The organism is Mycobacterium sp. AT1, assembly GCF_002043095.1.
Classification (GTDB): Bacteria; Actinomycetota; Actinomycetes; order Mycobacteriales; family Mycobacteriaceae; genus Mycobacterium.
The window spans coordinates 162,481-186,154 of record NZ_MVOC01000035.1; the positions used below are offsets into that span (position 1 = coordinate 162,481).

Below are 23,674 nucleotides of genomic sequence, written 5' to 3' on the forward strand. Positions count from 1 at the left end.
CTGGACTCCGTTCTCGGGTCGAGTGGTCGAAAATGCGGTGACGGCGAATAGTCAGTGACTACGAGCCGCGACAACCTTCCAACTACTCGGTTTAACGCCGCTCTTAGTGAGCCGGCTCATATTAACTAGAACACGTTCGCAGTGTCAAAGAACCGCGATATCCGTCAGTATTGCCCTATCACTGCAGGTCAGAGCCACTGTGACATAGGTCATTCTGTAACGTGTTCTAGTGGTCGCGACATGGTGACAACCAAGACTGTCAGTCTCGCGAGGACATCAGGGCATTGGCCGAGAAACCGAGCTCGGGATCGCGACCAGCAAAGTACTGGCTCATCGTCGAGCCGAGGTCGTCGGCAGCCCATGCGTCCGACCCCGCGGTGAAGTGCTTCTCGGCGGTCGGCGCCGCCACCAGCGTCACGGTTGGACCATAGACGATGAAGAGCTGTCCGTTCACCGCTTCCGAAGCCGGCGACGACAGGTACTGGACCAGCGTCACGACGTGCTCTGGCGACAGACCGTCGACCTTCCCGTCCTCGAGCGACGGGGCGTCGCCGAAGACGTCGGCCGTCATCGCCGTCCTGGCGCGCGGCGCGATCGCGTTGGCGCGCACGCCGTAACGCCCGAGTCCGCGCGCAGCCGTCAACGTCAACGAGGTGATGCCCGCCTTGGCCGCGCCGTAGTTGGCCTGACCCACCGGGCCTGCCAGGCCCGCCTCGGACGACGTGTTGACGAGACGGCCGTAGATCGTCCCGCCGTTTTCCTTGGCCTTCGCCCGCCAGTAGGTCGCAGCGTTGCGCGTCAGCAGGAAGTGACCGCGCAGATGGACGGCGATGACGGCGTCCCAGTCTTCGTCGGTCATGTTGAACAACATCCGGTCGCGGGTGATCCCCGCGTTGTTCACCACGATCGACAGGCCACCGAGGCCGTCGGCGGTCGAAACCAACTCGTCGGCCGTGCTTCGCGCACTGATGTCACCGGCGACGGCGACGCCCTTGGAGCCGACGGCGGCGATCTCGTCGAGCACGTCGGACTTGTCGAGCGCGCCGGCGATGTCGTTGACGACCACCGTCGCACCGACTCTGGCCAAGCCGATCGCCTCGGCGCGGCCCAGGCCCGCGGCCGCGCCGGTAACCACCGCGACCAGTCCGGACAGATCCGTTGAGTCAGTCTGCATGCTCACTTTATGAATACCTCTAGTCCTTGCGAATGAGGGCTGCTCTTGGGCATTCGGCCACCGACTGCTCGGCCAGGTCCTCCTGGCCATCCGGTACGGGGTCGGCCTTGATGACCGCGTAGTCCTCGTCGTCCAGATCGAACAGGTCCGGGGCAATACCCACGCATACCGCGTTGCCTTCACAGCGATCACGATCGACTTCGACTCGCATCAACAACCTCCTCGAAACCCGCGCGGATCTCCGCCCGGCGTCGGATCAGAATAACCGTGCCTGGATTCCAAGACTAGAACGTGTTACAACCGGGGAGGACCATGGGTCCCCCAGACCTGAGCGGACACAGTGAGGACAGCAGCGATGCGGATCGGCTACAGCCCCGAGCAAGAGGAGTTGCGCCGCGAGTTGCGCTCGTACTTCACCAAGTTGATGACCCCCGAGCGCGCCGAGGCGCTCAGCGCGGGCGACGGCGGCGAGATGGGTCGCGGCAGCGTGTACCGCGACACCGTGGCACAGATGGGCAAGGACGGCTGGCTGACGCTCTCGTGGCCCAAGGAATTTGGCGGGCAGGCACGGCCGCCGATGGACGGGCTGATCTTCAACGACGAGGCGTCGATCGCCAACGTGCCCGTGCCGTTCCTGACGATCAACAGCGTCGCGCCGACGATCATGCACTTCGGCTCAGACGAGCAGAAGAGTTTCTTCCTGCCGAAGATCGCCGCCGGTGAACTGCACTTCTCCATCGGCTACTCCGAGCCCGGTGCCGGGACCGACCTGGCCGCACTGCGGACCACCGCGGTGCGCGACGGCGACGACTACGTCATCAACGGTCAGAAGATGTGGACCAGCCTGATCGCCTACGCGGACTACGTGTGGCTCGCCGTCAGGACGAACCCCGAGGCCAAGAAGCACCGCGGCATCTCGATGCTGATCATGCCCACGACCGCCGAGGGTTTTTCGTGGACCCCGGTGCACACCATGTCGGGGGTGGACACCAGCGCCACCTATTACCAGGACGTCCGCGTCCCGACGTCCGCCTTGGTCGGCGAGGAGAACGCCGGCTGGAAGCTGGTCACCAACCAGCTCAATCACGAACGCGTGGCCCTGGTTTCGGCGCAGCCGATCTACTCGGCGCTCGACGGTGTCCGCGAATGGGCGCAGAACACCAAGAACGTGCACGGCAATCGGATCATCGACTCGGAGTGGGTACAGCTGAACCTGGCCCGCGTGCACGCCAAGGCCGAGGTACTAAAGCTGATCAACTGGGAGCTCGCCTCGAGCGACGCCGCTCCCTCCCCCGCGGACGCGTCGGCGGCCAAGGTCTACGGCACCGAACTGGCCACCGAGGCCTACCGCCTGCTCATGGAGGTGCTCGGCACCGCCGCGACGTTGCGCACCGACACTCCCGGCGCGCTGCTGCGCGGTCGGATCGAGCGCATGCACCGCTCCTGCCTGATCCTGACCTTCGGCGGCGGCACCAACGAGATTCAGCGCGACATCATCGGCATGGTCGCCCTCGGCCTGCCCCGAGTGAATCGTTAAGGGACCCACCATGGATTTTTCAACACCTGAGGCCGCCACCGATCTCGGCGGTCTCGCACGCTCCATCGTCGACGCGATCTGCACACCCGATCGTCAGCGCGAACTGGACAAGCAAGACGAGCGCTTCGACCGCGAGCTCTGGTCGAAGCTGGTCGACGCCGACGTCCTGTCCACCACCGCTCCAGAGTCTTTGGGCGGCGGCGGTTTTGGAGTTCTCGAGGAGACCGCGGTCTTGGTCGCCCTCGGACGCCAAATCGCGGCGGTCCCCTACCTGGAGTCGGTCGTGCTCGCTGCGGGCGCCCTGGCGAAGTTCGGCTCGGAGTCCCTGCAACGTGATTGGGCGACGCCTGCGGTGGCTGGCGAGAAGATCCTGACGGTCGCCATGGACGGCGACATGGGCGAGGGCCCGGTACAGGCCCAGTCCGTCGACTCGGGTTACCGCCTCACCGGGTCGCGGGCGCTGGTCAGCTATGGGCCCGTCGCCGACGCCTTCCTGGTGCCCGCCGAGACCGGCTCGGGCACCCACGTCTTCCTCGTCTCGGCGTCCGACGACGGGGTGTCGACGACGTCGCTCGACACCACCGGCCACGGCAGCGTCGGCCACCTCGACCTGCAGGGGGTCGAACTCGACGACAGCCGGCTGGTCGGTGGCGACGAGGCGCTGTCCTGGCTGACCACCCGAGCCACCCTGGCACGCAGCGCCTTTCAACTCGGAGTGCTGGAGCGTGCCCTGGAGCTCACCGCGCAGTACGCCCGTGAGCGCGAGCAGTTCGACCGGCCCATCGGCAGCTTCCAAGCGGTCGGCCAACGGCTCGCCGACGGCTACATCGACATCAAGGGCCTACGGTTGACGGTGACTCAGGCGGCGTGGCGGTTGTCCGAGGATTTGCCTGCCGATCTCGAAGTCGGCACCGCTGCGTTCTGGGCGGCGGAGGCGGGCCATCGCGTGGCGCACACCGCGGTCCACGTCCACGGCGGCGTCAGCATCGACGTCGACCACCCCGTGCATCGATACTTCCTCGCCGCCAAGCAGACGGAGTTCGCCGTCGGAGGGGCGACCGGTCAGCTGCTGCGCATCGGCCGCGAGTTGGCCGAGACGCCCGCCTGAGAGTCCGGGCGAGCGAAGCGACGGGGAAGACACAGGTGTCCGACGACCGCAACCCAACCGTCACCGAACTACTCGCACCGCTGGTCGACATCACCGATCGCGGTGTGTACGAAGATGATTCGTTCGTCAACTGGCGTGATCACCTGCTGGCCGGCGCTCGGGTCGCGGCGGCCCTGACCGCGCGTCTCGACCCGGCAAGGCCGCCGCACGTCGGCGTGATGCTCGGCAACACCACGTTCTTCTCGTCGGTCCTGCTGGCGGCCGGCCTCTCCGGGCTGGTGACGGTGGGGCTCAACCCGACCCGGCGCGGCGATGCCTTCGCCCGCGACGTCGCCCGCGCCGACTGCCAACTGGTGCTGACCGACGACATCGCCGCCCTCGGCGACGCAGTGCCCGACGGCGTCGTCGTCGTCGACGTCGAATCAGCCGACTGGGCGGCCGAATTGGCGTCGCACGCCGGAACGCCCGTGACGTTCGCCGACACCGGTCCAGACGACCTGTACATGCTGATCTTCACCTCCGGCACCAGCGGTGAGCCGAAAGCCGTCCGCGTCACGCACGAGAAGGTGGCGTTTCCCGGCACGATGTTGGCCGAGCGTTTCGGGCTGGGCCGTGACGACACGTTCTACCTCGCGATGCCGCTCTTCCACTCCAACGCCATCATGGCGGGCTGGGCGGTGGCAGTGGCCGCCGGAGGGTCCATTGCGTTGCGGCGCAAGTTCTCCGCGTCCCAGTTCATCCCCGACGTGCGCCGCTTCAACGCGACGTACGCCAACTACGTCGGCAAGCCCCTGAGCTACGTCCTCGCGACCCCGCCTCACGACGACGATGCGGACAATCCGTTGCGGTTCATGTACGGCAACGAAGGCGCGCCACGCGACCTGCCGCGCTTCGCGGAGCGCTTCGGCACCTACGTCGTCGACGGGTTCGGCTCGACCGAGGGCGGTATCGCCATCGCCCGAACCCCCGACACCCCCGACGGATCACTGGGGCCGTTGACCGACGAGATCGCCGTCGTCGACGTCGAGACCGGTGAACCGTGCCCACCGGGGAAGGTCGGCGAGCTGGTGAACCCTCGGGGCCGGGGCTGGTTCCGCGGTTACTACGGCGACGAGGCCGCCGAAGCCGAGCGGATGCGCGGCGGCGTCTACCACAGCGGCGACCTGGCCTACTGCGACGACGCGGGCTACGTCTACTTCGCGGGACGCCTCGGCGACTGGATGCGGGTCGACGGCGAGAATCTGGGCACGGCGCCGATCGAACGAATCCTGTTGCGACACCGCGACGTCGTCGAGGCAGCCGTCTACCCGATCCCCGATCCGGCCGTCGGCGACCGGGTGATGGCCGCGCTGGTCCTCACCGACGGTGCGGACTTCGACGCCGAGGCGTTCGCCGCCTTCCTGGCCGGTCAACCGGATCTGGGGCCCAAGCAGTGGCCGTCGTTCGTGCGGATTGGCACCGCCCTGCCGCGCACCGAAACCTTCAAGGTGCTCAAACGTGTGCTGTCGGCCGAGGCACTGGACTGCGCCGACCCGGTACACGCCATCGGTCGGACTGCCGACGGCGGTGGCGATGCGGTCCGCATACTTCCCGACGGGTGCATGGACCTCATCGTCGTCGACGGGGTTGCGCTGAAACGTTCATCCGGCGAAGGGTAGGCGGCAGGCGGGCACGTCGTGAACGAATCGGACACGACGGGTTGCAGTCGCATGCCGCCAGAGCAAATGATCGTCAGGCCATGTCACGACGGCCTCGAACCTGGCAGGCAGCCCGATGGGGGACATTGAGTAGTTATACCCACCCTGCACAGGGGGTGTTTTGAGCTACGCTTCGGTCCGGAATGGACGGCCTCATCGCTTGCCAGCAGTCTCCACGAACCACGTTTCCGAATACGAGGAGTTAACGAATGAGAACTTCGGCGCTCACTGGTGTGGCTGCGGCCGTCACCGCCCTTGCCGTCGTGCTGTCCGGCTGTGGCTCGGACAGCAAGACCGCGACGTCCAGCAGTTCCGAGAGCAAGTCGTCGTCCAGTACGGAGACGACCACCTCGAAGAAGCCCACGGTGACCGAGACCCCGAACGCCGCGGCGGGTCCCAACCCGACGATCGCGGACTACATCGCCGAGAACAAGATCCAGGAGACCGGGATCAAGATGGGCGATCCCAACGCTCCCGCGGTCAACCTGCCCGTGCCGGAGGGCTGGCAGGTCCTCCCGCCGGAGCAAGCACCCGAGTACGCCTACGGCGCGATCGTCTACACCGGACCGGAATTCGAGGCGGACCCGCCCAACATCGTCGCCTTGATGTCCAAGCTGGACGGTGACGTCGACCCACAGAAGATCATCGACCTGGCACCGGGCGAGCTCAACAACCTGCCGGACTACAAGCCGGGCAACGAGGGCGAGACCAGCACCCTGGGTGACTACCCGGCCTACGTCCTCGGGGGCACCTACACCAGGGACGGTGCGACGCGCTTCATCGCGCAGAAGACCGTCGTGATCCCGGCCGCCGACGGCCTGTACGTGTTGCAGCTCAACGTCGACGGACCCGACGCCGCGGGCGACGTCTTGGCGTCGGCGACCGAGAAGATCGACAGCGACACCACGATCGGCTGACACCACCGGCGAAACCCGAACGCCGCCACAGTGATCGAGCACTGTGGCGGCGTTCGGCGTTTCAGCCACGTCAGCCGCGTCAGCCCCGGATGTCGTCCAAGCGCCGGGAAGCCGCCTCGAAACCGGTGACCAGTTCACTCATGATCTCGGCGACGGGACGAATCTCGTTCATCCGTCCCACGATTTGACCGACCGGCATGGCGACCGCCGTCGGATCCTTCGCCTCGTTCATGCGTTGGTGCGCTTCGCTGACGAGGATGTTCTGCAGCGGCATCGGCAACGGCTCCGGCGCGCCATCGGCGTCCCACGCCTCCGTCCACCGCGACTTCAGCAGTCGCGCAGGCTTGCCGGTGTAGATCTTGCGTCGCACGGTGTCACTCGAGGTTGCGGCGAGCATGGCCTCCTGAATGACCGACACACCCGAGGATCCCCGCACCCCGAGGTCGTACTCGGCTGCAGTGAGGAACGCCGAACCCATCCACACACCCTGGGCACCGAGCGCCAGCGCCGCCGCCACCTGCCGGCCGGTGCCGATGCCGCCTGCGGCCAACACCGCGGCCTTGCCGTCAAGGGCGTCGACCACCTCCGGCACCAAGACCATCGACGCGATCTCGCCGGTGTGGCCGCCCGCCTCGTGTCCCTGGGCGATGACGATGTCGACCCCGATGTCGAGATGCCGCAGCGCATGCTTGGCACTTCCCGCCAAGGCCGCCACCGGAACTCCCGCGGCGTGCACCTGGTCGATGACGTCCTTCGGCGGAGTACCGAGGGCGTTGGCGATGAGCTTGATCGGATGCTTGAGGGCCACCTCGACGTGCGACCGGGCAACCGAATGTAGCCAGCCAAGAACGCCTTCGGACTTCGCCTCGTCGTCCGCGAGCGGCGGCACCCCGAGGTCGGCGAGCGTCTTCTCGACGAATTCGCGGTGCGTCTGCGGGATCAGCTTGTTGATGTCGACGCTGGTGCCTTCGGTGGGCACCTTGGCGGGCATGACGATGTCCACGCCGTACGGCTTACCGTCGGTGTTCTCGTCCATCCACTGCAGGACCCGCTCGAGTTCGTCGGCCTGGTTGAACCGGACGCAGCCCAGCATGCCCAGTCCACCGGCGCGGGTGACCGCCGCGGCGACCTTCTCCGACGGGGTGAAGACGAAGATCGGGTACTCGATGCCGAAGCGTTCGCAGAGTTCGGTCTTCATGCTTGCACTCCTACGTGTTTGGCGTGAACGTCGTCGGCCGGACGTTCCTCGGTCGTGTCCTTGGCCCAGCGGTAGTCGGGCTTGCCCGCCGGGGAGCGCTTGACCTCGTCGACGATCCACAGGCTGCGCGGCACCTTGTATCCGGCGATCTCGGTGCGAACGAAGGCGTCGAGCTCCGCGAGCGTCGGCCGGGTTCCCTCACGGGGGTGGACGACGGCCGCGACGTGCTGCCCGAAGCGCGGGTCGGGCACGCCGACCACGAGCGCGTCGAAGACGTCGGGGTGGCCCTTGAGCGCAGCCTCGACTTCTTCCGGGTAGATCTTCTCGCCGCCGCTGTTGATCGACACCGAGCCGCGGCCCAGCATCGTCACGCTGCCGTCGGCCTCGACCTCGGCGTAGTCGCCCGGAATCGCGTACCGCACACCGTGGTACGTGCGGAACGTCTCGGCGGTCTTCTTCTCGTCCTTGAAGTAGCCGACCGGGATGTGGCCGCACTTGGCGATGATGCCGCGCACGCCAGAGCCCGGCGCGACCTCGTTGCCGTCCTCGTCGAGCACCTTGGTGTTCTTGTCGATGGTGACCCGCGGGCCGCCGGTGTGCGACTGGCCCTTGGCCACGATGCTGGTCCCGCCGAACCCGGTCTCCGACGAGCCGATCGAGTCGGTGATGATCCGGTTGGGCAGCAGCTCGAGGAACTTCTCCTTCAGGCTCGTCGAGAACAGTGCCGCGGTGCTGGCCAGCAGGAAGAGCGATGACAGGTCGTAGGTGTTGCCCTCGTCCTGGTGCGCGATCAACGCGTCGAGCAGCGGGCGCGCCATGGCGTCGCCGGTGAAGAACAGCAGGTTCACCTTGTGCTCGTGGATCATTCGCCAGACCTCGTCGGCGTTGAATTCCGGTGCCAGGACTACGGTTTGCCCGGAGAACAGCGACATCCACGTGGCCGATTGGGTCGCGCCGTGGATCATCGGCGGGATGGGCAGCCGGATCATCGGCGGATTCGCCGCTGCGGCCTTCGACAGGTCGTATTCGTCGGCGATGGGCTCGCCGGTGGCAAAGTCGGTGCCGCCGAACAGGACTCGGTAGATGTCTTCGTGGCGCCACATCACGCCCTTGGGGAAGCCGGTGGTGCCGCCGGTGTAGAGCAGGTAGATGTCGTCCTCGCTGCGCGGCCCGAAGTCACGCTCGGGTGATCCCTGCTCCAGCGCGGAATAGAACTCGACGCCGCCGTAGCGCTCGAAGTCGTCGTCGCTGCCGTCCTCGACCACGAGGATGCTCTTGACCTTCGGCACCTCGGGGAGCACGTTGGCCACGCGGTCGGCGTAGCGGCGTTCGTGCACCAGCGCGACCATGTCCGAGTTGTCGAAGAGGTACTTCAACTCCCCCTCGACGTAGCGGAAGTTGACGTTCACCAGGATGGCACCCGCCTTGACGATCCCCAGCATCGCGATGACGATCTCGATGCGGTTGCGGCAGTAGAGACCGACCTTGTCGTCCTTCTGCACGCCCTGGTCGAGGAGGTAGTGAGCGAGGCGGTTGGCCTTCTCCTCCAACTCGGCGTAGGTCAGTTGTTGGTCGCCGGAGATCAGGGCGACGCGGTCTGGCACGGCATCGATGGCGTGCTCGGCTAGATCGGCGATATTCAGGGCCACGAGACCTAAACTAGAACCTGTTACATTTTGTGACAAGTCTCCCGCATTGACGCTGAAAGGCGGACCCCCGTGACCGAGCCCAAGAATGAGCCCGACGCCCTCATTGAGCAGCGCGGACACACGCTGATCCTGACCCTGAACCGACCGGAGGCGCGTAACGCGCTTTCAACTGAGATGCTCTCGATAATGGTCGAGGCGTGGGACCGCGTCGACTCCGATCCCGAGATCCGGTCGTGCGTCTTGACGGGTGCCGGCGGCTACTTCTGCGCGGGCATGGACCTCAAGGCCGCGACGAAGGCCCCGCCCGGCGATTCGTTCAAGAGCGGCGGCTACGACCCCACCCGCATCGACGGGCTGCTGAAGGGGCGCCGGCTGACCAAGCCGTTGATCGCCGCCGTCGAAGGCCCCGCGATCGCGGGTGGCACCGAGATCCTGCAGGGAACCGACATTCGCGTGGCTGGCGAGAGCGCCAAGTTCGGCATCTCCGAGGCCAAGTGGAGCCTCTACCCCATGGGCGGTTCCGCGGTGCGGCTGGTGCGCCAGATTCCGTACACGATCGCGTGCGATCTGCTGCTGACCGGCCGCCACATCACCGCCGCCGAGGCGCTGTCATATGGGCTGATCGGCTACGTGGTTCCCGACGGGTCGGCGCTGGACAAGGCGCTCGAGATCGCCGAGGTGATCAACAAGAACGGGCCGCTGGCCGTGCAGGCGATCCTCAAGTCGATCCACGACACCGAGGGCATGCACGAGCTCGACGCGTTCAAGGTCGACACGAAGATCGGCATCGGCGTGTTCATGTCCGACGACGCCAAGGAAGGCCCGTTGGCATTCAAGGAGAAGCGGGCGCCGAACTTCCAGATGAAGTAGCGAGGATGCGTCGAACGTGACGCCACCGCGACTTCCCGCCCCTTCCACCGCAACCACGTCACGCTCGGCGACGTGTCGGACCGCGGATGAAGACTCACCTCATGGTGGGACCCTTCATCGGTAGCGAGGCCGTCACGTCCGGCTCCGTGACATCGCACGCCCTACGAGCGAAGTTCACTGCGCTGCACCACGACGTCTACCTGCCAGACGGGGTTGAGCCGACGGCCGCGATGCGAGCGAGAGCCGCCTGGCTGTGGTCGAGGCGTCAGGCGGTGGTCGCCGGCGCCTCAGCCGCTGCGCTACACGGTGCGAAATGGCTCGACCCACGCGCGCCCGCCGAGCTTCTCTACGACAATCGTCGTCCGCCGGTCGGTATCACCTGCTGGTCGGACGCCGTCGCCGAGGACGAAGTGGTCCTCGTCGACGGAATGCGGATGACGACGCCGGCGCGGACCGCAGTCGACTACGCCTGCCGCTATCGACTCGACGAAGCCGTGGCCGCCGTCGACGCATTGTCGAACGCCACCCGACTGAAGGTGGCGGAGATCGAGTCGATTGCCGAGCGCTACGGCGGACGGCGCGGAATCCGCCGGGCGCGCCGCGCAATCCTCCTCGTCGACGCCGGTGCGCAGTCCCCACGCGAAACGTGGTTGCGCCTGTTGGTGATTCGCGCCGGGTACCCGCGCCCGGACACCCAGGTGCCGGTCCGCAACGAGTACGGGATACCGATCGCGCACCTGGATTTGGGCTGGGAGGAGCGACGGCTGGCACTCGAATACGACGGCGCCCACCATCGCCTGAGCCGCGAGCAATTTGCCTACGACATCCGCAAGCACGAACAGATTCGCGATCTCGGCTGGAACGTTTTGCGCGTGACGTCGATGGATCCACCGGCCGTCATCCTCGATCGCCTTGCGTCACGTTGGCAGGATCACCGAGCGTGACGCCACTGCGACGAAACGGGCTGAAGACCGCACTGACGTCACGTTCGGCGCAAGAGGCTTCGCGCTAGTCGAGCACCCGCGCCGTCGGCGTGAACACCACCGGCATCGCCTCGGGTCCGCTGACGAAGTTGGCGGGCCGCAACGGCACGACGGCGTCGTCGGCAAGCCGCAGATCGGGCAGCCGCTCCAGCACCCGCTTGGTCATCATCGACAGCTCGAGGCGCGCCAGCTGGTTGCCGAGGCAGAAGTGCGAGCCGAAACCAAAGGCCAAGTGGCTGTTGGGGCTTCGGTCTATGCGGAAGTTCTCCGGGTCGCCGAACACTGCCTCGTCGAAGTTGGCGGCCTCGAACATCAGCATGATCTTCTCGTCCTTGCGCAGCTCCGTGCCGTGGAACGTGGTGTCCGCGGTGAGCGTGCGGCACATGTTCTTCACCGGCGAGGTCCAGCGCAGCATCTCCTCGATCGCGCCGGGCAGCAGGTCGGTGTTCGCGACCAGCGCGTCCCACTGATCACGGTGTCGCAGCAGCTGTTCGGTGCCGCCGGAGAGGGTATGACGGGTGGTCTCGTCGCCACCGATGAGGATCAGCAGGGTCTCCATGACGATCTCGTCGTCGGCCATCCGCTGGCCCTCGACCTCGGCGTTCACCAGGATCGAGAACAGGTCCTCCGTCGGCTCCGCGCGCCGCTTTCCGATGCTCTCCATCGTGAACGCGGTGTACCCGGCGAACGCCTCCATCATGGCTTGGGCCGAGGTCTCGTCGATGTGCGAGCTCAGGCCGGTGACCAAGTCGTCGGACCACTTCAGCAGCATGCACCGCTCCTCGGGCAGCACGCCGAGCATGTCGCCGATGACCGCCATCGGCAGTGGCGCGGCGATGTCGCGGACGAAGTCGCACTCCCCGCGCTCGCACACCGAGTCGATGAGGGTGTCGCACAGGGTGGCGATCGACGGCACCTTGTCCATCACGCGCTTTCGGGTGAAGCCGGAGTTGACGAGCTTGCGGCGCAACACGTGTGCGGGGTCGTCCATGTCGATCATGTAGGGCATGCCCGGCGTCTCGGGTCGGATGCCTCCGGTGTTGGAGAACAGCTCGGGATTGCGTTCGGCGTCGAGCACCGACTGGTAGCTGGCCGCGGCGGCCAGCCCGTTGCGGTCGCGGAACACCGGTTGGTTGGCCCGCATCCACCGGTAGGCCTCACGGGCGCCGCCGTCGGCATAGAAGGTGCCGTCGGTGAAGTCGACGTCAGGCTTGGTGGTCAACAGGGAGGTCATCGAATCTCCTTGGCGTCGGCGAACGTCATCTCGACGTTCTCGGCGGAACTCGAGATCATCGCGCGTTTGGGAAACCCTAGCGACGCGAGTTCGTCGGCGTAGGGGTGTTTGCCAAGTCGGACTCGCACTCCGCCAGGTCGGTAGCGGACGCCGGATAGCGTCATCTCGCCGGAGGTTTCGCGGGTGACGCCGTCCATGTGGGAGTACGTCGGGTGCACCTGGGGCTTGGACGTCAGGGCCGACGGCACCGGCAGCCCGGGGCTGAAGTCCATGCCGACGGCGAACTGACCGTCGACCGTCACGTCGAACGAGAACCGATGACCGTCGCGGATCGTGAAGTCCGCCAACACCTTCGGGTATCCCCAGATCGTCCGTCCCGCCTCGCACGTGAAGGCGCCGTCGACCGGCAGATGATGGATGAACGCGCCAGCGGATTGCAGCGCCTTCAACCCACTGGCGTTGGACCCCGGCGGGTTCACCATCACGTTGGTGCCGTACTCGAGGTACTCCCCCAGGTCGCCGTCGACGTAGTGCATGAGCATGAGGACGACGACGGCCCGCTGGGGCCGGAAGCGGCAGACCTGCATTCCGCTGTAGTCGATCATCCGCTGCGCGGCGTCGGCGTTCACCGAGAACATCGCCATGTGCTGAGTCGCGGAGCGGATCCGAACGGGCATGGTCACGACTGATCCTGCGATGGTGTGCTCGGTCACACCACGAATCTAGAACGTGTTCTAGACAACTTGCAAGAAGTGTCTACACCAGCGCGGCGAGATCCCTGATCTGCTCGGGCGAGCGGGCGCCGACCACCATCATCGTGACGCCTGCCGCCTCCCACGCCGTGATTTGCTCACGCACGTAGTCGAGGTTGCCGACGATCGCGGAGTCGTCGACCAGCTCGTCGGGAATGACCTTGGCGGCCTCGTCCTTGCGGTCGCTTCTGAACAACGCCGTGACGTCGTCGACCACCTCGGAGTAGCCCATCCGGCGGTAGACGTCGGCGTGAAAGTTGGTGTCCTCGGCGCCCATTCCGCCCATGTAGAGCGCCAGGTGCGGCTTCATCAGCTCCATGACCTCGGCGCGGTCGTCGGTCACCACGACCTGCGCCGTCGCACAGATTTCGAAGGTCTCCCGCGTCCGGCGAGCCCCTGGCCTGGCGAACCCCTCGTCGAGCCACTCGTTGTACATGCCGGCGATTCGCGGCGAGTAGAAGATCGGCAGCCAGCCGTCGCAGATCTCGGCGGCCAGCGCCACGTTCTTGGGACCCTCGGCGCCCAGCATGACCGGGATGTCGGCGCGCAGCGGATGGGTGATGGGCTTGAGGTTCTTGCCGAGACCCGTCGTGCCCTCACCGGTGAGCGGCAACGGGTAGTGCGGGCCGTCGCTGTGCACGGGCGCCTCGCGGGCCCACACCTGGCGCAGGATGTCCACGTATTCACGGGTGCGGGCCAACGGCTTCGGGAACTTGGCGCCGTACCAGCCCTCCACGACCTGCGGCCCGGAGACGCCGAGGCCGACGATGTGCCGTCCACCGGAGAGGTGATCCAGGGTCAGCGCGGCCATCGCGAGCGCGGTGGGCGTACGCGCCGACAGCTGGAGCACCGACGTGCCCAGCCGCATCCGCGTGGTCTCGCGGCCCCACCACGCCAGCGGCGTGTAGGCGTCCGAGCCCCACGCCTCGGCCGTGAAGACGGTGTCGAAGTTCGCCTCCTCGGCGGCCGCGACGAGTTCCGCGTGGTTGGTTGGCGGCTGCGCCCCCCAGTAACCAAGCTGCAGTCCCAGTTTCATTGCCGCCAACCTTCCCGGGCCTCGCTGCCCGTTCTTGCCTCGATTGTTAGAACCTGTTCTACTCGACTCCGTGACCACCAGCCAAAGCAGCCCGGTGCAGCCCTCACCTCATACGGAAGACCGCGAGCCGCCGCTCTCAGCTCCGCTGAAACTGTCATTCGACTACACCCGTTCAGTCGGATCGGTGCTCGGCCGGTTCTTCACCGAACTCCGCGACCGACACGTCGTCGGCATCCGTGGATCGGACGGTCGGGTGCTCGTTCCGCCCGCCGAGTTCGACCCCGTCACCTATGCGCCGTTGACGGAGATCGTACCGGTGGCCAGCGTAGGAACCGTGACCTCGTGGACGTGGCAGCCCGAGCCGCTGGAGGGCCAACCCCTCGACCGCCCGTTCGCGTGGGCGTTGATCACCCTCGACGGCGCGGACACCGCGCTCATCCACGCGGTCGACGCCGGATCGCCCGACTCGATCGCCACCGGGGCGCGGGTCCACGTGCACTGGGCCGACGAACCCGTCGGAGCGATCACCGACATCGCGTACTTCGAGCTCGGAGACACCCCCGAGGATGCGCCCGAGGCGCCCGTCGACCGCGACCCCGTGACGATGATCGTCACCCCGACGTCGATGGAGATCCAGCACACCGCATCGCATCCCGAGAGCACGTTCCTGCGCGCCCTCGAGGAGGGCAGACTGGTCGGCGCCAGCACCGTCGGCGGCAAGGTGTACTTCCCTGCGCGAGAAGCAGATCCGTCCACCGGTCAGCAGCTCACCGAGTTCGTCGAGCTGCCCGACAAGGGAACGGTGACGACGTTCGCGATCATCAACATCCCGTTCGCCGGGCAGAAGATCAAGCCGCCGTACGTCGCCGCCTACATTCTGCTCGACGGTGCGGACATCCCGTTCCTGCACCTGGTCACCGAGATCGAGGCGGCCGACGTTCGGATGGGCATGCGGGTGGAGGCGGTGTGGAAGCCCCGCGAGGAGTGGGGACTCGGCATCGACAACATCGACCACTTCCGGCCGTCGGGTGAGCCCGACGCCGACTACGACACCTACAAGCACCACCAGTAAGGCGGGCGCACGCATGACTGAAGTAGCAGTGGTCGGATTCGCACATGCCCCGCATGTGCGCCGCACCGAGGGCACCACCAACGGCGTCGAAATGCTCATGCCATGCTTCGCCGAGCTGTACGCCGATCTGGGCATCAAGCAGACAGACATCGGGTTCTGGTGCTCGGGATCATCGGATTACCTTGCCGGGCGGGCATTCTCGTTCATCTCCGCAATCGACTCGATCGGCGCCGTTCCGCCGATCAACGAGTCGCACGTGGAGATGGACGCCGCGTGGGCACTGTACGAGGCGTACATCAAGATCCTGACCGGGTCGGTCGACACCGCCCTGGTCTACGGCTTCGGCAAGTCGTCGGCGGGCATCCTGCGCCGGACCATGGCGATGCAGTCCGATCCGTACACCGTCGCCCCGCTGTGGCCGGACGCCGTCTCGACCGCCGGCCTGCAGGCCCGGCTCGGACTGGAATCCGGCAAGTGGACCGCCGAGCAGATGGCCCAGGTCGCCCTTGACGCCATGAACGCCGCGTCCCGCACCGATTCCGTCGAGCCGGCCCAGAGTGTCGAGGAGTTGTTGGAGCGGCCGTACTTCGCAGATCCGTTGCGCCGCCACGACATCGCTCCGATCACCGACGGCGCGTCGGCGATCGTGTTGGCCTCCGGCGACAAGGCCAGGGAGCTGCGCGAAAACCCAGCGTGGATAACCGGTTTCGAGCACCGCATCGAGACCCCCATTCTGGGCGCCCGCGATCTCACCGTCTCACCGTCGACTGCGTCGTCGGCGGCTGCGGCTACCGGCGGTGATGTTGGCTCGATCGACGTCGCCGAGCTCTACGCCCCCTTCAGCCATCAGCAGCTGATCCTCGCCGAGGCGATCGGGCTGAACGGCTCGACCACGGTCAACCCGTCTGGCGGAGCGCTCGCCGCCAATCCGATGTTCTCGACCGGCCTGGAGCGCGTCGGCTTCGCGGCAAGGCACATCTTCGACGGCTCGGCCCAGCGGGTGCTCGCCCACGCGACGAGCGGGGCTGCGCTGCAACAGAATCTGGTCGCGGTCATGGAAGGCCGATGAGCGCTTGCGCGAAGAGAAAGGCATGTAGGTAGCTATGTCCAAAAATCTCGCCGCGGTGCTCGGCACCGGGCAGACGAAGTACGTCGCCAAGCGCAAGGACGTGTCGATGAACGGCCTGGTGCGCGAGGCCATCGACAAGGCGCTTGAGGACTCCGGTTCCACGTTCGACGACATCGACGCCGTCGTGGTCGGCAAGGCGCCCGACTTCTTCGAGGGCGTCATGATGCCCGAGTTGTTCATGGCCGACGCCGTCGGAGCGACGGGCAAGCCGCTGATCCGGGTGCACACCGCCGGTTCAGTCGGCGGGTCGACCGCGGTCGTCGCGGCCAGCCTGGTGCAATCGGGCAAGTACAAGCGCGTGTTGACGATGGCGTGGGAGAAGCAGTCGGAATCGAATGCCATGTGGGCGTTGAGCATTCCGGTGCCGTTCACGAAGCCCGTTGGCGCGGGTGCCGGTGGCTACTTCGCGCCGCACATCCGGTCCTACATCCGCCGGTCCGGAGCACCGACGCACATCGGCGCGATGGTCGCGGTGAAGGATCGGCTCAACGGGGCGAAGAACCCGTTGGCCCACCTGCATCAGCCCGACATCACGTTGGAGAAGGTGATGGCCTCCCAGATGTTGTGGGATCCCATCCGTTTCGACGAGACCTGCCCGTCGTCAGACGGCGCGTGCGCACTGGTCATCGGCAACGAGGAATTCGCGGATCAACGCGTTCGGGACGGCCATCCCGTGGCGTGGATCCACGCCACCGCGTTGCGCACTGAGCCGCTCGCCTACTCCGGTCGTGACCAGGTCAACCCGCAGGCCGGCAGGGATGCGTCCGCGGCGTTGTGGCGCGATGCGGGCATCACCTCACCCATCGACGAGATCGACGTCGCCGAGGTCTACGTCCCGTTCTCCTGGTTCGAGCCGATGTGGCTGGAGAATCTTGGGTTCGCGGCGGAGGGCGAGGGCTGGAAGCTCACCGAAGCCGGCGAGACGGCGATCGGTGGCCGCATCCCCTTCAACCCGTCCGGCGGCGTGCTGTCGAGCAACCCCATTGGGGCGTCGGGCATGATCCGGTTCGCCGAGTCGGCGATCCAGGTGATGGGCAAGGCGGGTGACCACCAGGTCGAGGGTGCCCGCAAGGCGCTGGGGCACGCCTACGGCGGCGGTTCGCAGTACTACTCGATGTGGGTGGTGTCGGCGGACAAGCGGTAGAAGGTCGGAGGGCGACCCATCGCGTACGTTGGAGGGGATTTCAACCCCAACCCCTGTTAACAATTGATGACACTTAAATACACAACGCCCAAAGCCCTCGTTGCCACCCTGTCGACCCTGCTCGTAATCGGAATCAGCGGCTGCACGCCGCCCGACGACGTAGGTGGCACCAGTGCGCAGAGCAGCACCGCGCCGACGTTGCCGACCGTCCCATATACGCCGACCACGTCGACGAAGCCTGGCGGGTCGGCCACGGTCGACTACCGCCGGTTGCTGCTCAACGCCGCCGATCTCACCGACGCAGACGACACCTTCGTCGAGCGCTCGAGGGAGTCGGACCCGAACGGCAGCCCCGGGGCCAGCGCGTTCTTCGTCAACGGCGAGGACAGCCGGGCGATCATCGACACGTTTCTGATCTATCCGGATGCCGCCACGGCGACGGCCACCTTGAAGCAGGCGGCTGGCACCCTTCCGACGCTGGTCGCGGGCGGAACTCCACAGCCCTTGGCCGTCGGAACGGGCGGGGTGGTGGTGTCGGGGACGGCGCCCGACGAGGACAAGGCGGTCACGCTGGTCTTCTTCTCCGAGGGCAAGGCGTTGGTCCGACTGGAGTTTCAAAGCGCGGTCGGAGACCCCACGACGGAGGATTTCGTGACCAACGTGGCGAAGATGCAGCAGATCGCGCTGCGGGTGGGCCTCGAGGCCGACCAGTAAGGACGGCCGAGCTCGCATTGCGCACGAGGTGGAAAAAACTGTAACGTGTTCTAGTTAGTGAGCAACGGAACGGGAGGCCCACCGTGAGCAGCGAGACAACCGCGGTATCCGCGAACATTCGTGAGATCGACACCGGAGCGCTGCCGGACCGCTACGCGCGGGGCTGGCACTGCATCGGCCCGGTGGTGAACTTCGACGACGGCAAGCCGCATTCCGTGGACATCTTCGGCACCAAGCTGGTGGTCTTCGCCGACTCCCATGGTGACCTCAAGATCCTCGACGGCTACTGCAGGCACATGGGCGGCGACCTGTCGCAGGGCACCGTCAAGGGTGACGAGGTCGCCTGCCCATTCCACGACTGGCGCTGGGGTGGCGACGGCAAGTGCAAGCTGGTGCCGTACGCCAAGCGCACGCCGCGACTGGCCAGGACCCGGGCGTGGGAGACCGACGTTCGCAACGGCCTGCTTTACGTGTGGCACGACCACGAGGGCAACCCACCGCCGCCGGAGCTCCGCATCCCCGAACTGCCCGAGTACGGCCGGGACGACTGGACCGAATGGCGTTGGAACTCGATGCTCATCGAGGGCTCCAACTGCCGCGAGATCATCGACAACGTCACCGACATGGCGCACTTCTTCTACATTCACTTCGGCTTGCCGACGTACTTCAAGAACGTCTTCGAGGGCCACGTCGCGTCGCAGTATCTGCACAACGTTGGCAGGCCCGACGTCAACGATCTCGGCACCGCGTACGGGGAGGCGCACCTCGACTCCGAGGCGTCCTACTTCGGCCCGTCGTTCATGATCAATTGGCTGCACAACAACTACGGCGGGTTCAAGGCCGAGTCGATCCTGATCAACTGCCACTACCCGGTCTCGCAGGACTCGTTCGTGCTGCAGTGGGGCGTCATCGTCGAGAAGCCCAAGGGCATGGACGAGAAGATGACCGAGAAGCTGTCCAAGGCGTTCACCGAGGGCGTCAGCAAGGGCTTCCTTCAGGACGTCGAGATCTGGAAGCACAAGACTCGGATCGACAATCCGCTGCTGGTCGAGGAGGACGGTGCGGTCTACCAGATGCGCCGTTGGTACCAGCAGTTCTACGTCGACGTCGCCGACGTGACCCCTGACATGACGGACCGGTTCGAGATCGAGGTCGACACCACCGCGGCCAACGAGAAGTGGCACGTCGAGGTGGAGGAGAATCTGCGCAAGCGCGCGGAGGAACAGCCGGCGACATGAGTGACGCGCCAGACGTTGGTTCGATTGTCGGCTCCGCCGACGGTGATCCGATGGTCGGCCCCGCCGACGTCGACCGGCTGGCGCGTTCAATGCTGGCCCTCCTCGGTCACGACGACGACGAACACCCCACCGCCACCCGCGAGGCGACCGGAACATGGTCCAAGGCACCGGACTTCGCCTCCGACCCCGAGCGGGCGGCGGCGGTCAAGGAAGCGTCCGCGCGGGATCGCGAGCGCTATCTGACCGCGGGACTGACCCCCGTCGACTGTCGGTTCTGCCACGTCACCGTTGCCGTCAAGAAGCTCGGCGCGGGACACACTGCGGTGCAATGGAGTTCGGAAGCCACCCAGCGCTGCGCGACGTTCGCCGAGGTGCGGGCCAACGGCGGTGACAGCAGCAGGAGCAAGTCGTGCCCCCGGCTCTCCGACAGCATCCGGCACGCCGTCGCCGAGGGCTGCCTCGAGGAGCAGTCGAGCGCACCGTCACCTGGCGACGGTTAGCCGACTCCTGCGCACCGTCGTCAGCACCTCGTCGAGTGCCGTGCGCAACGCACCACCGTCGCGTGCCGCGATCCGCACGGCCCACCCCGCAGCATTCGGCAACTCGGTCGACGCGCCGTAGCCGGCATCGGACGGCGCCAAGGTGGGCGCGTCGCCAAGCCCTATCAGGTAGACGGTGCCGAACGCCGACGGTGCCCGTCTTGCCGCCGGCATCGCGTCGAGCGACTGGGCGTCGACGGCGAGCAGATCGTGCTCCGGCCCCCGCACCTCCACGGTCGACGCGTATGAACCAAAGTCGGCGTTGCCGCACTCAGGATGCAGCACCACCGCGTCGACGACGACGGCCCGCCCACCCGGCGCCACGCGCACCCGCACCTCCTGGCGGTACCGCGCGTGCGGTGTCACGATGCGCGGCGCGGGCACGTACCAAAGTTCGCCGGTCGCATCCACCGTCAGCCGGGTGTCTTCGAAAGCCTCTGCACCCGTTGCCGTTCCGCTGATAGTCGTCGCGCCCTGGCCCTGCACGGTCGCGACACCGCCGTCCACCACCTCGACCGACTGCCGTATGACGTCCCCGGGGATCAACGTGCCCGCGGAGTTCTGCACCGTCAGCACACCGCCTCGTTCGTCGTCGAACACCCGGCCCACCAGCAGCGGCCACCGGTAGCGGCGTCGCGTCAACACCGTCCGGCCACCGACCCGGGCGAGCACCAGGTCGAGAGCCGGCGTCACCGGAACAGCACCTCGCGGTCGAGAACGTCGGCGACGGCGTCGACGCCCGATCCGCCGCGTGCGCTGATCGCGACGACCGGTCTGCCCTCGCGGACGTCGTCGGCCTCCCTGCGCATCAGCTCCAGGTCGACGCCGACGTGCGGCGCGAGGTCGACCTTGTTGATGACCAGCAGATCGCATCGAACGACGCCAGGGCCGCGCTTGCGGGGGATGTCGTCACCGCCCGCGACGTCGATGACGAACAGCCAGTAGTCCACCAGGTCGCGGGAGAACGTCGACGCGAGGTTGTCCCCGCCGGACTCCAGCAGGATCACCTCGGTGTCGGGAAACCGGGCCTCCAAGTCGTCGGCTGCGGCCATGTTCAGCGACGGGTCCTCGCGGATGACGGTGTGCGGACAGCCGCCCGCCTCCACGGCCCGCACCCGAAGCGGGTCGATCAGACCCGACCGTCGCACCCGCTCGGCGTCTTCGTCGGTGACGAGGTCGTTGGTGATCACCGACACGACACGCCCCCGACGGGCGAACTCACCGAGCAGTGCTTCGACGAGCGCGGTCTTCCCCGACCCGACCGGGCCGCCGATTCCGACGCGGGCGGCCCTCATCGCAGCAGATACTTGCGCGAAAAGGGCACGCTGACAGCGGGTTCGGCGGTCAGCAGCACTCCGTCGGCGCGCACGTCGAACGTGCGCGGGTCGACCTCGACGTTCGGGAGCGCGGCGTTGCGGACCATGTCGGACTTGCGTAGCCCACGCACCGACGCGATGGGCAGCACGCGCTTGCGCAGTCCCAGCGACTCCGGCACGCCGGCCTCCACGGCGAGCGACGACATGAACACGAAACCCGCATCGGCCGCCGCGTCACCGAGCGCTGCCCAATTGGGCCGCGCCACTACCGGTTCCGACGACGACACCGATCCAGCGGCGTCGCCGAGTGCCGCCCAGGCGATGTATCCGTTCTTGAGGACCACCTTGGGCTTGACGCCGAAGAAGGCGGGGTGCCAGATCACCAGATCGGCGACCCTGCCGACCTGAACCGATCCGATGTGGGCCTCGGCGCCGATCGAGATCGCCGGGTTGACGGTGAGTTTCGCGATGTAGCGCTTCACCCGTTCGTTGTCGGCGGCCGCCGTCGTCTCCTCCGGCAGCCGTCCGACCCGTTGTTTCATCACCGCAGCGAGTTGCCAGCAGTTGGCGATGTTCTCGGCGACGCGTCCCATGCCCTGGGTGTCGCTGCCGAAGATGGAGATCGCGCCCATGTCGTGCAGGAAGTCCTCTGCCACCATCGTCTGGGGTCGGATGCGGGCCTCGGCGAACGCCACGTCCTCGGGCGCCTGCCAGTTCATCAGATGCGCCAACATGGTCATCGGCACACCCTCGTCGAGACCGCCGAGCGTGTACGGATTCGTCGGATTCGTGGTGCCGGGGATGACGTTGTCGTAACTGACACAACGGATCAGGTCCGGTGCGTGGCCGCCGCCCGCCCCCTCGACGTGGTAGAGGTGGATCGTCCGGTCCCCGATCGTCGACATCGTCGTCTCGGAGAAGCCGAATTCGTTGATCGAATCGGTATGCAGGTGAACGGCGAAGTCGGCGGAGTCGGCGGCGACGAGCGTCTTGTCGACGATGTCCGGTGAGGCCCCGAAGTCCTCGTGGATCTTCACGGCACCCGCTCCCGCCGCGACCATCTCGAGTACCGCAGCGGAGTCCGACGAACCGCGACCGAACGGGACGTAGTTCATCGGCGAGTATTCCCCCGCCTTGAGGAACATCGCCAGGTTGCGCGGCCCGCCCGTCGCGACTTCGAACGACGGGCCGAGCGAGCCGCCGATCAACGTGGTCGTACCGGTGGACAGCGCGTGCTCGGTCTGCTGTGGGGAGATCAAGTGCGCGTGCGTCTCGATGGCACCCGCGGTGACGATCATCCCCTCTGCGGGGATCGGGGTCGTCGACGTCCCGACCACCATGCCCGGGGTCACGCCCGGCATGACGTCCGGGTTGCCTGCCTTCCCGATGCCGACGATTCGTCCGCCACGAATGCCGATGTCGGCCTTGATGATTCCCGTCACCGCATCGACGATTACCGCGTTGACGATCACGTAGTCCAGTGCACCTTCGGCGTGCGTCGTGCCCGGCCGGTAGCCCTCACCGTCGCGCACCGACTTGCCTGCGCCGCCCAGCAACTCGTAGCCAGGCACGGCGTGGTCGTACTCCACCTCGACGAACAGGTCGGAGTCGGCCAACCGGATGCGATCGCCGGTGGTGGGGCCGAACATGCGGGCGTAGGACGCCCGGTCGATCGCCGTCATCGGGTCCACTGTCCCGCTGCCAGCGCGGCGTCGAGTGCCCCGGCCGCGTCGAGTGATCCGTTCACTAGTCCCGAGAAGCCCTGCGCCACACGCTCCCCCGCCATGGGCACCAGCGTCACCTCGACGGGGATGCCCGGCTCGAAGCGCACCCCTGCCCCCGACGCGACGGCGAGCTTGCATCCCCAAGCGGCGCGGCGGTCGAACTCCAGCGCGGGATTGGTCTCGAAGAAATGCGTCTGGCTGCGAACCTGCACGTCTCGGTCACCACGGTTGACGACGGTGATCGTGACGTGCGGCTGGCCGACGAAGACGTCCACGGGGGCGTCCCCGACGATCACTTCGCCGGGCCGGACGTCGCCCTCGCCCCTGGCGATCGGGTCGATCAACGTGACGAGTTTCGTGCCGTCGCAGAACGGTGCGTCCACCGCGACGATGCCGATCATGTCGGGGACGCCGGGCTCACACTGCGCGCTGCGCAGCACCGATCCCGCGTGGTCGACGACCTCGTCGTAGGTCATGTCCTTGCGCGCCGCGAGCATCACCTCGTCAACCAGCAGCGCCACGGCCTCCGGGTGCGACAGCCGGATCCCCTCGCGGAGGTTGCGGCGGGCCAACTCGGCTGCGGTGAAGACCGACAGTCGTTCGATCTCCGTGGGGGTCAGGTGCATTCAATCTCCTTTGGTGG

The 23,674-nt window shown here is 66.7% G+C and carries 23 protein-coding genes; 12 read left to right on the plus strand and 11 right to left on the minus strand.

All coding sequences use genetic code 11. The features are described 5' to 3' along the window. Positions 1-259 precede the first annotated feature (259 nt). Both B1790_RS16680 and B1790_RS16685 read right to left on the minus strand, forming a co-directional pair. A complete protein-coding gene (locus tag B1790_RS16680) occupies positions 260-1,174 on the minus strand; it encodes a 3-oxoacyl-ACP reductase (protein WP_079924379.1) in 915 nt (304 codons plus the stop codon). Positions 1,175-1,193: 19 nt separating this feature from the next. Next, positions 1,194-1,385, minus strand: coding sequence for a ferredoxin (locus B1790_RS16685; RefSeq protein ID WP_079924380.1), 192 nt, complete (start codon positions 1,383-1,385; stop codon positions 1,194-1,196). A 144-nt stretch (positions 1,386-1,529) separates the two neighbouring features. Here B1790_RS16685 and B1790_RS16690 point away from each other — a divergent pair, with 144 nt between their 5' ends. The 4 genes from B1790_RS16690 to B1790_RS16705 all read left to right on the plus strand — a co-directional run bounded on the left by B1790_RS16690 (position 1,530) and on the right by B1790_RS16705 (position 6,433). After that, positions 1,530-2,711 (plus strand): acyl-CoA dehydrogenase family protein, encoded by a 1,182-nt coding sequence (locus B1790_RS16690; RefSeq protein ID WP_079924381.1) that lies wholly within the window; start codon positions 1,530-1,532, stop codon positions 2,709-2,711. A 10-nt stretch (positions 2,712-2,721) separates the two neighbouring features. After that, positions 2,722-3,819, plus strand: a complete 1,098-nt coding sequence (locus tag B1790_RS16695) for an acyl-CoA dehydrogenase family protein (protein WP_079924382.1) — start codon at positions 2,722-2,724, stop codon at positions 3,817-3,819. Between the two features lie 35 nt (positions 3,820-3,854). Next, positions 3,855-5,477 (plus strand): long-chain-fatty-acid--CoA ligase FadD17, encoded by a 1,623-nt coding sequence (gene fadD17 / locus B1790_RS16700; RefSeq protein WP_079924383.1) that lies wholly within the window; start codon positions 3,855-3,857, stop codon positions 5,475-5,477. Positions 5,478-5,725: 248 nt separating this feature from the next. Then, entirely contained in the window at positions 5,726-6,433 is a 708-nt protein-coding gene (locus B1790_RS16705) for an LpqN/LpqT family lipoprotein (RefSeq protein WP_079924384.1), read from the plus strand. Between the two features lie 79 nt (positions 6,434-6,512). Here the strand turns inward: B1790_RS16705 and B1790_RS16710 are convergent, their stop codons facing one another. Continuing rightward, positions 6,513-7,631: a nitronate monooxygenase family protein gene (locus B1790_RS16710; RefSeq protein ID WP_079924385.1), complete on the minus strand. Its 1,119-nt coding sequence runs from the start codon at positions 7,629-7,631 to the stop codon at positions 6,513-6,515. Further along, a complete protein-coding gene (locus tag B1790_RS16715; RefSeq protein WP_079924386.1) occupies positions 7,628-9,280 on the minus strand; it encodes an acyl-CoA synthetase in 1,653 nt (550 codons plus the stop codon). Before B1790_RS16715 ends, B1790_RS16710 begins: the two co-directional genes overlap by 4 nt. Positions 9,281-9,349: 69 nt before the next feature. Here B1790_RS16715 and B1790_RS16720 point away from each other — a divergent pair, with 69 nt between their 5' ends. Both B1790_RS16720 and B1790_RS16725 read left to right on the plus strand, forming a co-directional pair. Next, positions 9,350-10,150 (plus strand): crotonase/enoyl-CoA hydratase family protein, encoded by an 801-nt coding sequence (locus tag B1790_RS16720; protein WP_056560530.1) that lies wholly within the window; start codon positions 9,350-9,352, stop codon positions 10,148-10,150. A 101-nt stretch (positions 10,151-10,251) separates the two neighbouring features. After that, the gene (locus tag B1790_RS16725; RefSeq protein ID WP_079924432.1) at positions 10,252-11,094 is read left to right on the plus strand and encodes an endonuclease domain-containing protein; all 843 of its coding nucleotides are present in this window, start codon (positions 10,252-10,254) and stop codon (positions 11,092-11,094) included. A gap of 64 nt (positions 11,095-11,158) precedes the next feature. Here the strand turns inward: B1790_RS16725 and B1790_RS16730 are convergent, their stop codons facing one another. From B1790_RS16730 to B1790_RS16740, 3 genes are read right to left on the minus strand one after another with little or no spacing between them, the layout of a single operon-like run. Beyond that, a complete protein-coding gene (locus B1790_RS16730; protein ID WP_198952027.1) occupies positions 11,159-12,355 on the minus strand; it encodes a cytochrome P450 in 1,197 nt (398 codons plus the stop codon). A gap of 8 nt (positions 12,356-12,363) precedes the next feature. After that, positions 12,364-13,080, minus strand: coding sequence for an acetoacetate decarboxylase family protein (locus tag B1790_RS16735; protein ID WP_079924388.1), 717 nt, complete (start codon positions 13,078-13,080; stop codon positions 12,364-12,366). Positions 13,081-13,123: 43 nt separating this feature from the next. Further along, positions 13,124-14,155, minus strand: coding sequence for an LLM class F420-dependent oxidoreductase (locus B1790_RS16740; protein WP_079924389.1), 1,032 nt, complete (start codon positions 14,153-14,155; stop codon positions 13,124-13,126). A 70-nt stretch (positions 14,156-14,225) separates the two neighbouring features. On the opposite strand from B1790_RS16740, the gene B1790_RS16745 reads away from it, so the two are divergent. The 6 genes from B1790_RS16745 to B1790_RS16770 all read left to right on the plus strand — a co-directional run bounded on the left by B1790_RS16745 (position 14,226) and on the right by B1790_RS16770 (position 19,952). Next, the gene (locus B1790_RS16745) at positions 14,226-15,227 is read left to right on the plus strand and encodes a Zn-ribbon domain-containing OB-fold protein (protein WP_079924390.1); all 1,002 of its coding nucleotides are present in this window, start codon (positions 14,226-14,228) and stop codon (positions 15,225-15,227) included. A gap of 13 nt (positions 15,228-15,240) precedes the next feature. Next, the gene (locus B1790_RS16750) at positions 15,241-16,296 is read left to right on the plus strand and encodes a thiolase domain-containing protein (protein ID WP_079924391.1); all 1,056 of its coding nucleotides are present in this window, start codon (positions 15,241-15,243) and stop codon (positions 16,294-16,296) included. Between the two features lie 34 nt (positions 16,297-16,330). Further along, positions 16,331-17,500, plus strand: coding sequence for a thiolase domain-containing protein (locus tag B1790_RS16755; RefSeq protein ID WP_079924392.1), 1,170 nt, complete (start codon positions 16,331-16,333; stop codon positions 17,498-17,500). 66 nt (positions 17,501-17,566) lie between these two features. Next, positions 17,567-18,214, plus strand: a complete 648-nt coding sequence (locus B1790_RS16760; protein ID WP_142271343.1) for a hypothetical protein — start codon at positions 17,567-17,569, stop codon at positions 18,212-18,214. Between the two features lie 83 nt (positions 18,215-18,297). After that, the gene (locus tag B1790_RS16765; RefSeq protein WP_079924393.1) at positions 18,298-19,452 is read left to right on the plus strand and encodes a Rieske 2Fe-2S domain-containing protein; all 1,155 of its coding nucleotides are present in this window, start codon (positions 18,298-18,300) and stop codon (positions 19,450-19,452) included. Positions 19,453-19,502: 50 nt separating this feature from the next. Beyond that, positions 19,503-19,952 carry a hypothetical protein gene (locus tag B1790_RS16770; RefSeq protein WP_079924394.1) on the plus strand — a complete coding sequence of 150 codons (450 nt, stop codon included), beginning with the start codon at positions 19,503-19,505 and terminating at the stop codon, positions 19,950-19,952. Here B1790_RS16770 and B1790_RS16775 read toward each other — a convergent pair. The 4 genes from B1790_RS16775 to ureB are packed head-to-tail and all read right to left on the minus strand — an operon-like array spanning position 19,935 to position 23,657. Next, on the minus strand, positions 19,935-20,684 hold the full coding sequence (locus tag B1790_RS16775) for an urease accessory protein UreD (RefSeq protein ID WP_079924395.1): 750 nt from the start codon (positions 20,682-20,684) through the stop codon (positions 19,935-19,937). The two genes, B1790_RS16770 and B1790_RS16775, sit on opposite strands and share 18 nt — an antisense overlap. Further along, entirely contained in the window at positions 20,681-21,286 is a 606-nt protein-coding gene (gene ureG, locus B1790_RS16780) for an urease accessory protein UreG (protein ID WP_079924396.1), read from the minus strand. Before ureG ends, B1790_RS16775 begins: the two co-directional genes overlap by 4 nt. Beyond that, entirely contained in the window at positions 21,283-22,989 is a 1,707-nt protein-coding gene (ureC, locus tag B1790_RS16785) for an urease subunit alpha (protein WP_079924434.1), read from the minus strand. The genes ureG and ureC overlap by 4 nt, the downstream gene beginning before the upstream one ends. Continuing rightward, complete coding sequence (gene ureB / locus B1790_RS16790) at positions 22,986-23,657, minus strand: urease subunit beta (protein WP_079924397.1); 672 nt, start codon at positions 23,655-23,657, stop codon at positions 22,986-22,988. The genes ureC and ureB overlap by 4 nt, the downstream gene beginning before the upstream one ends. Positions 23,658-23,674 lie beyond the last annotated feature (17 nt).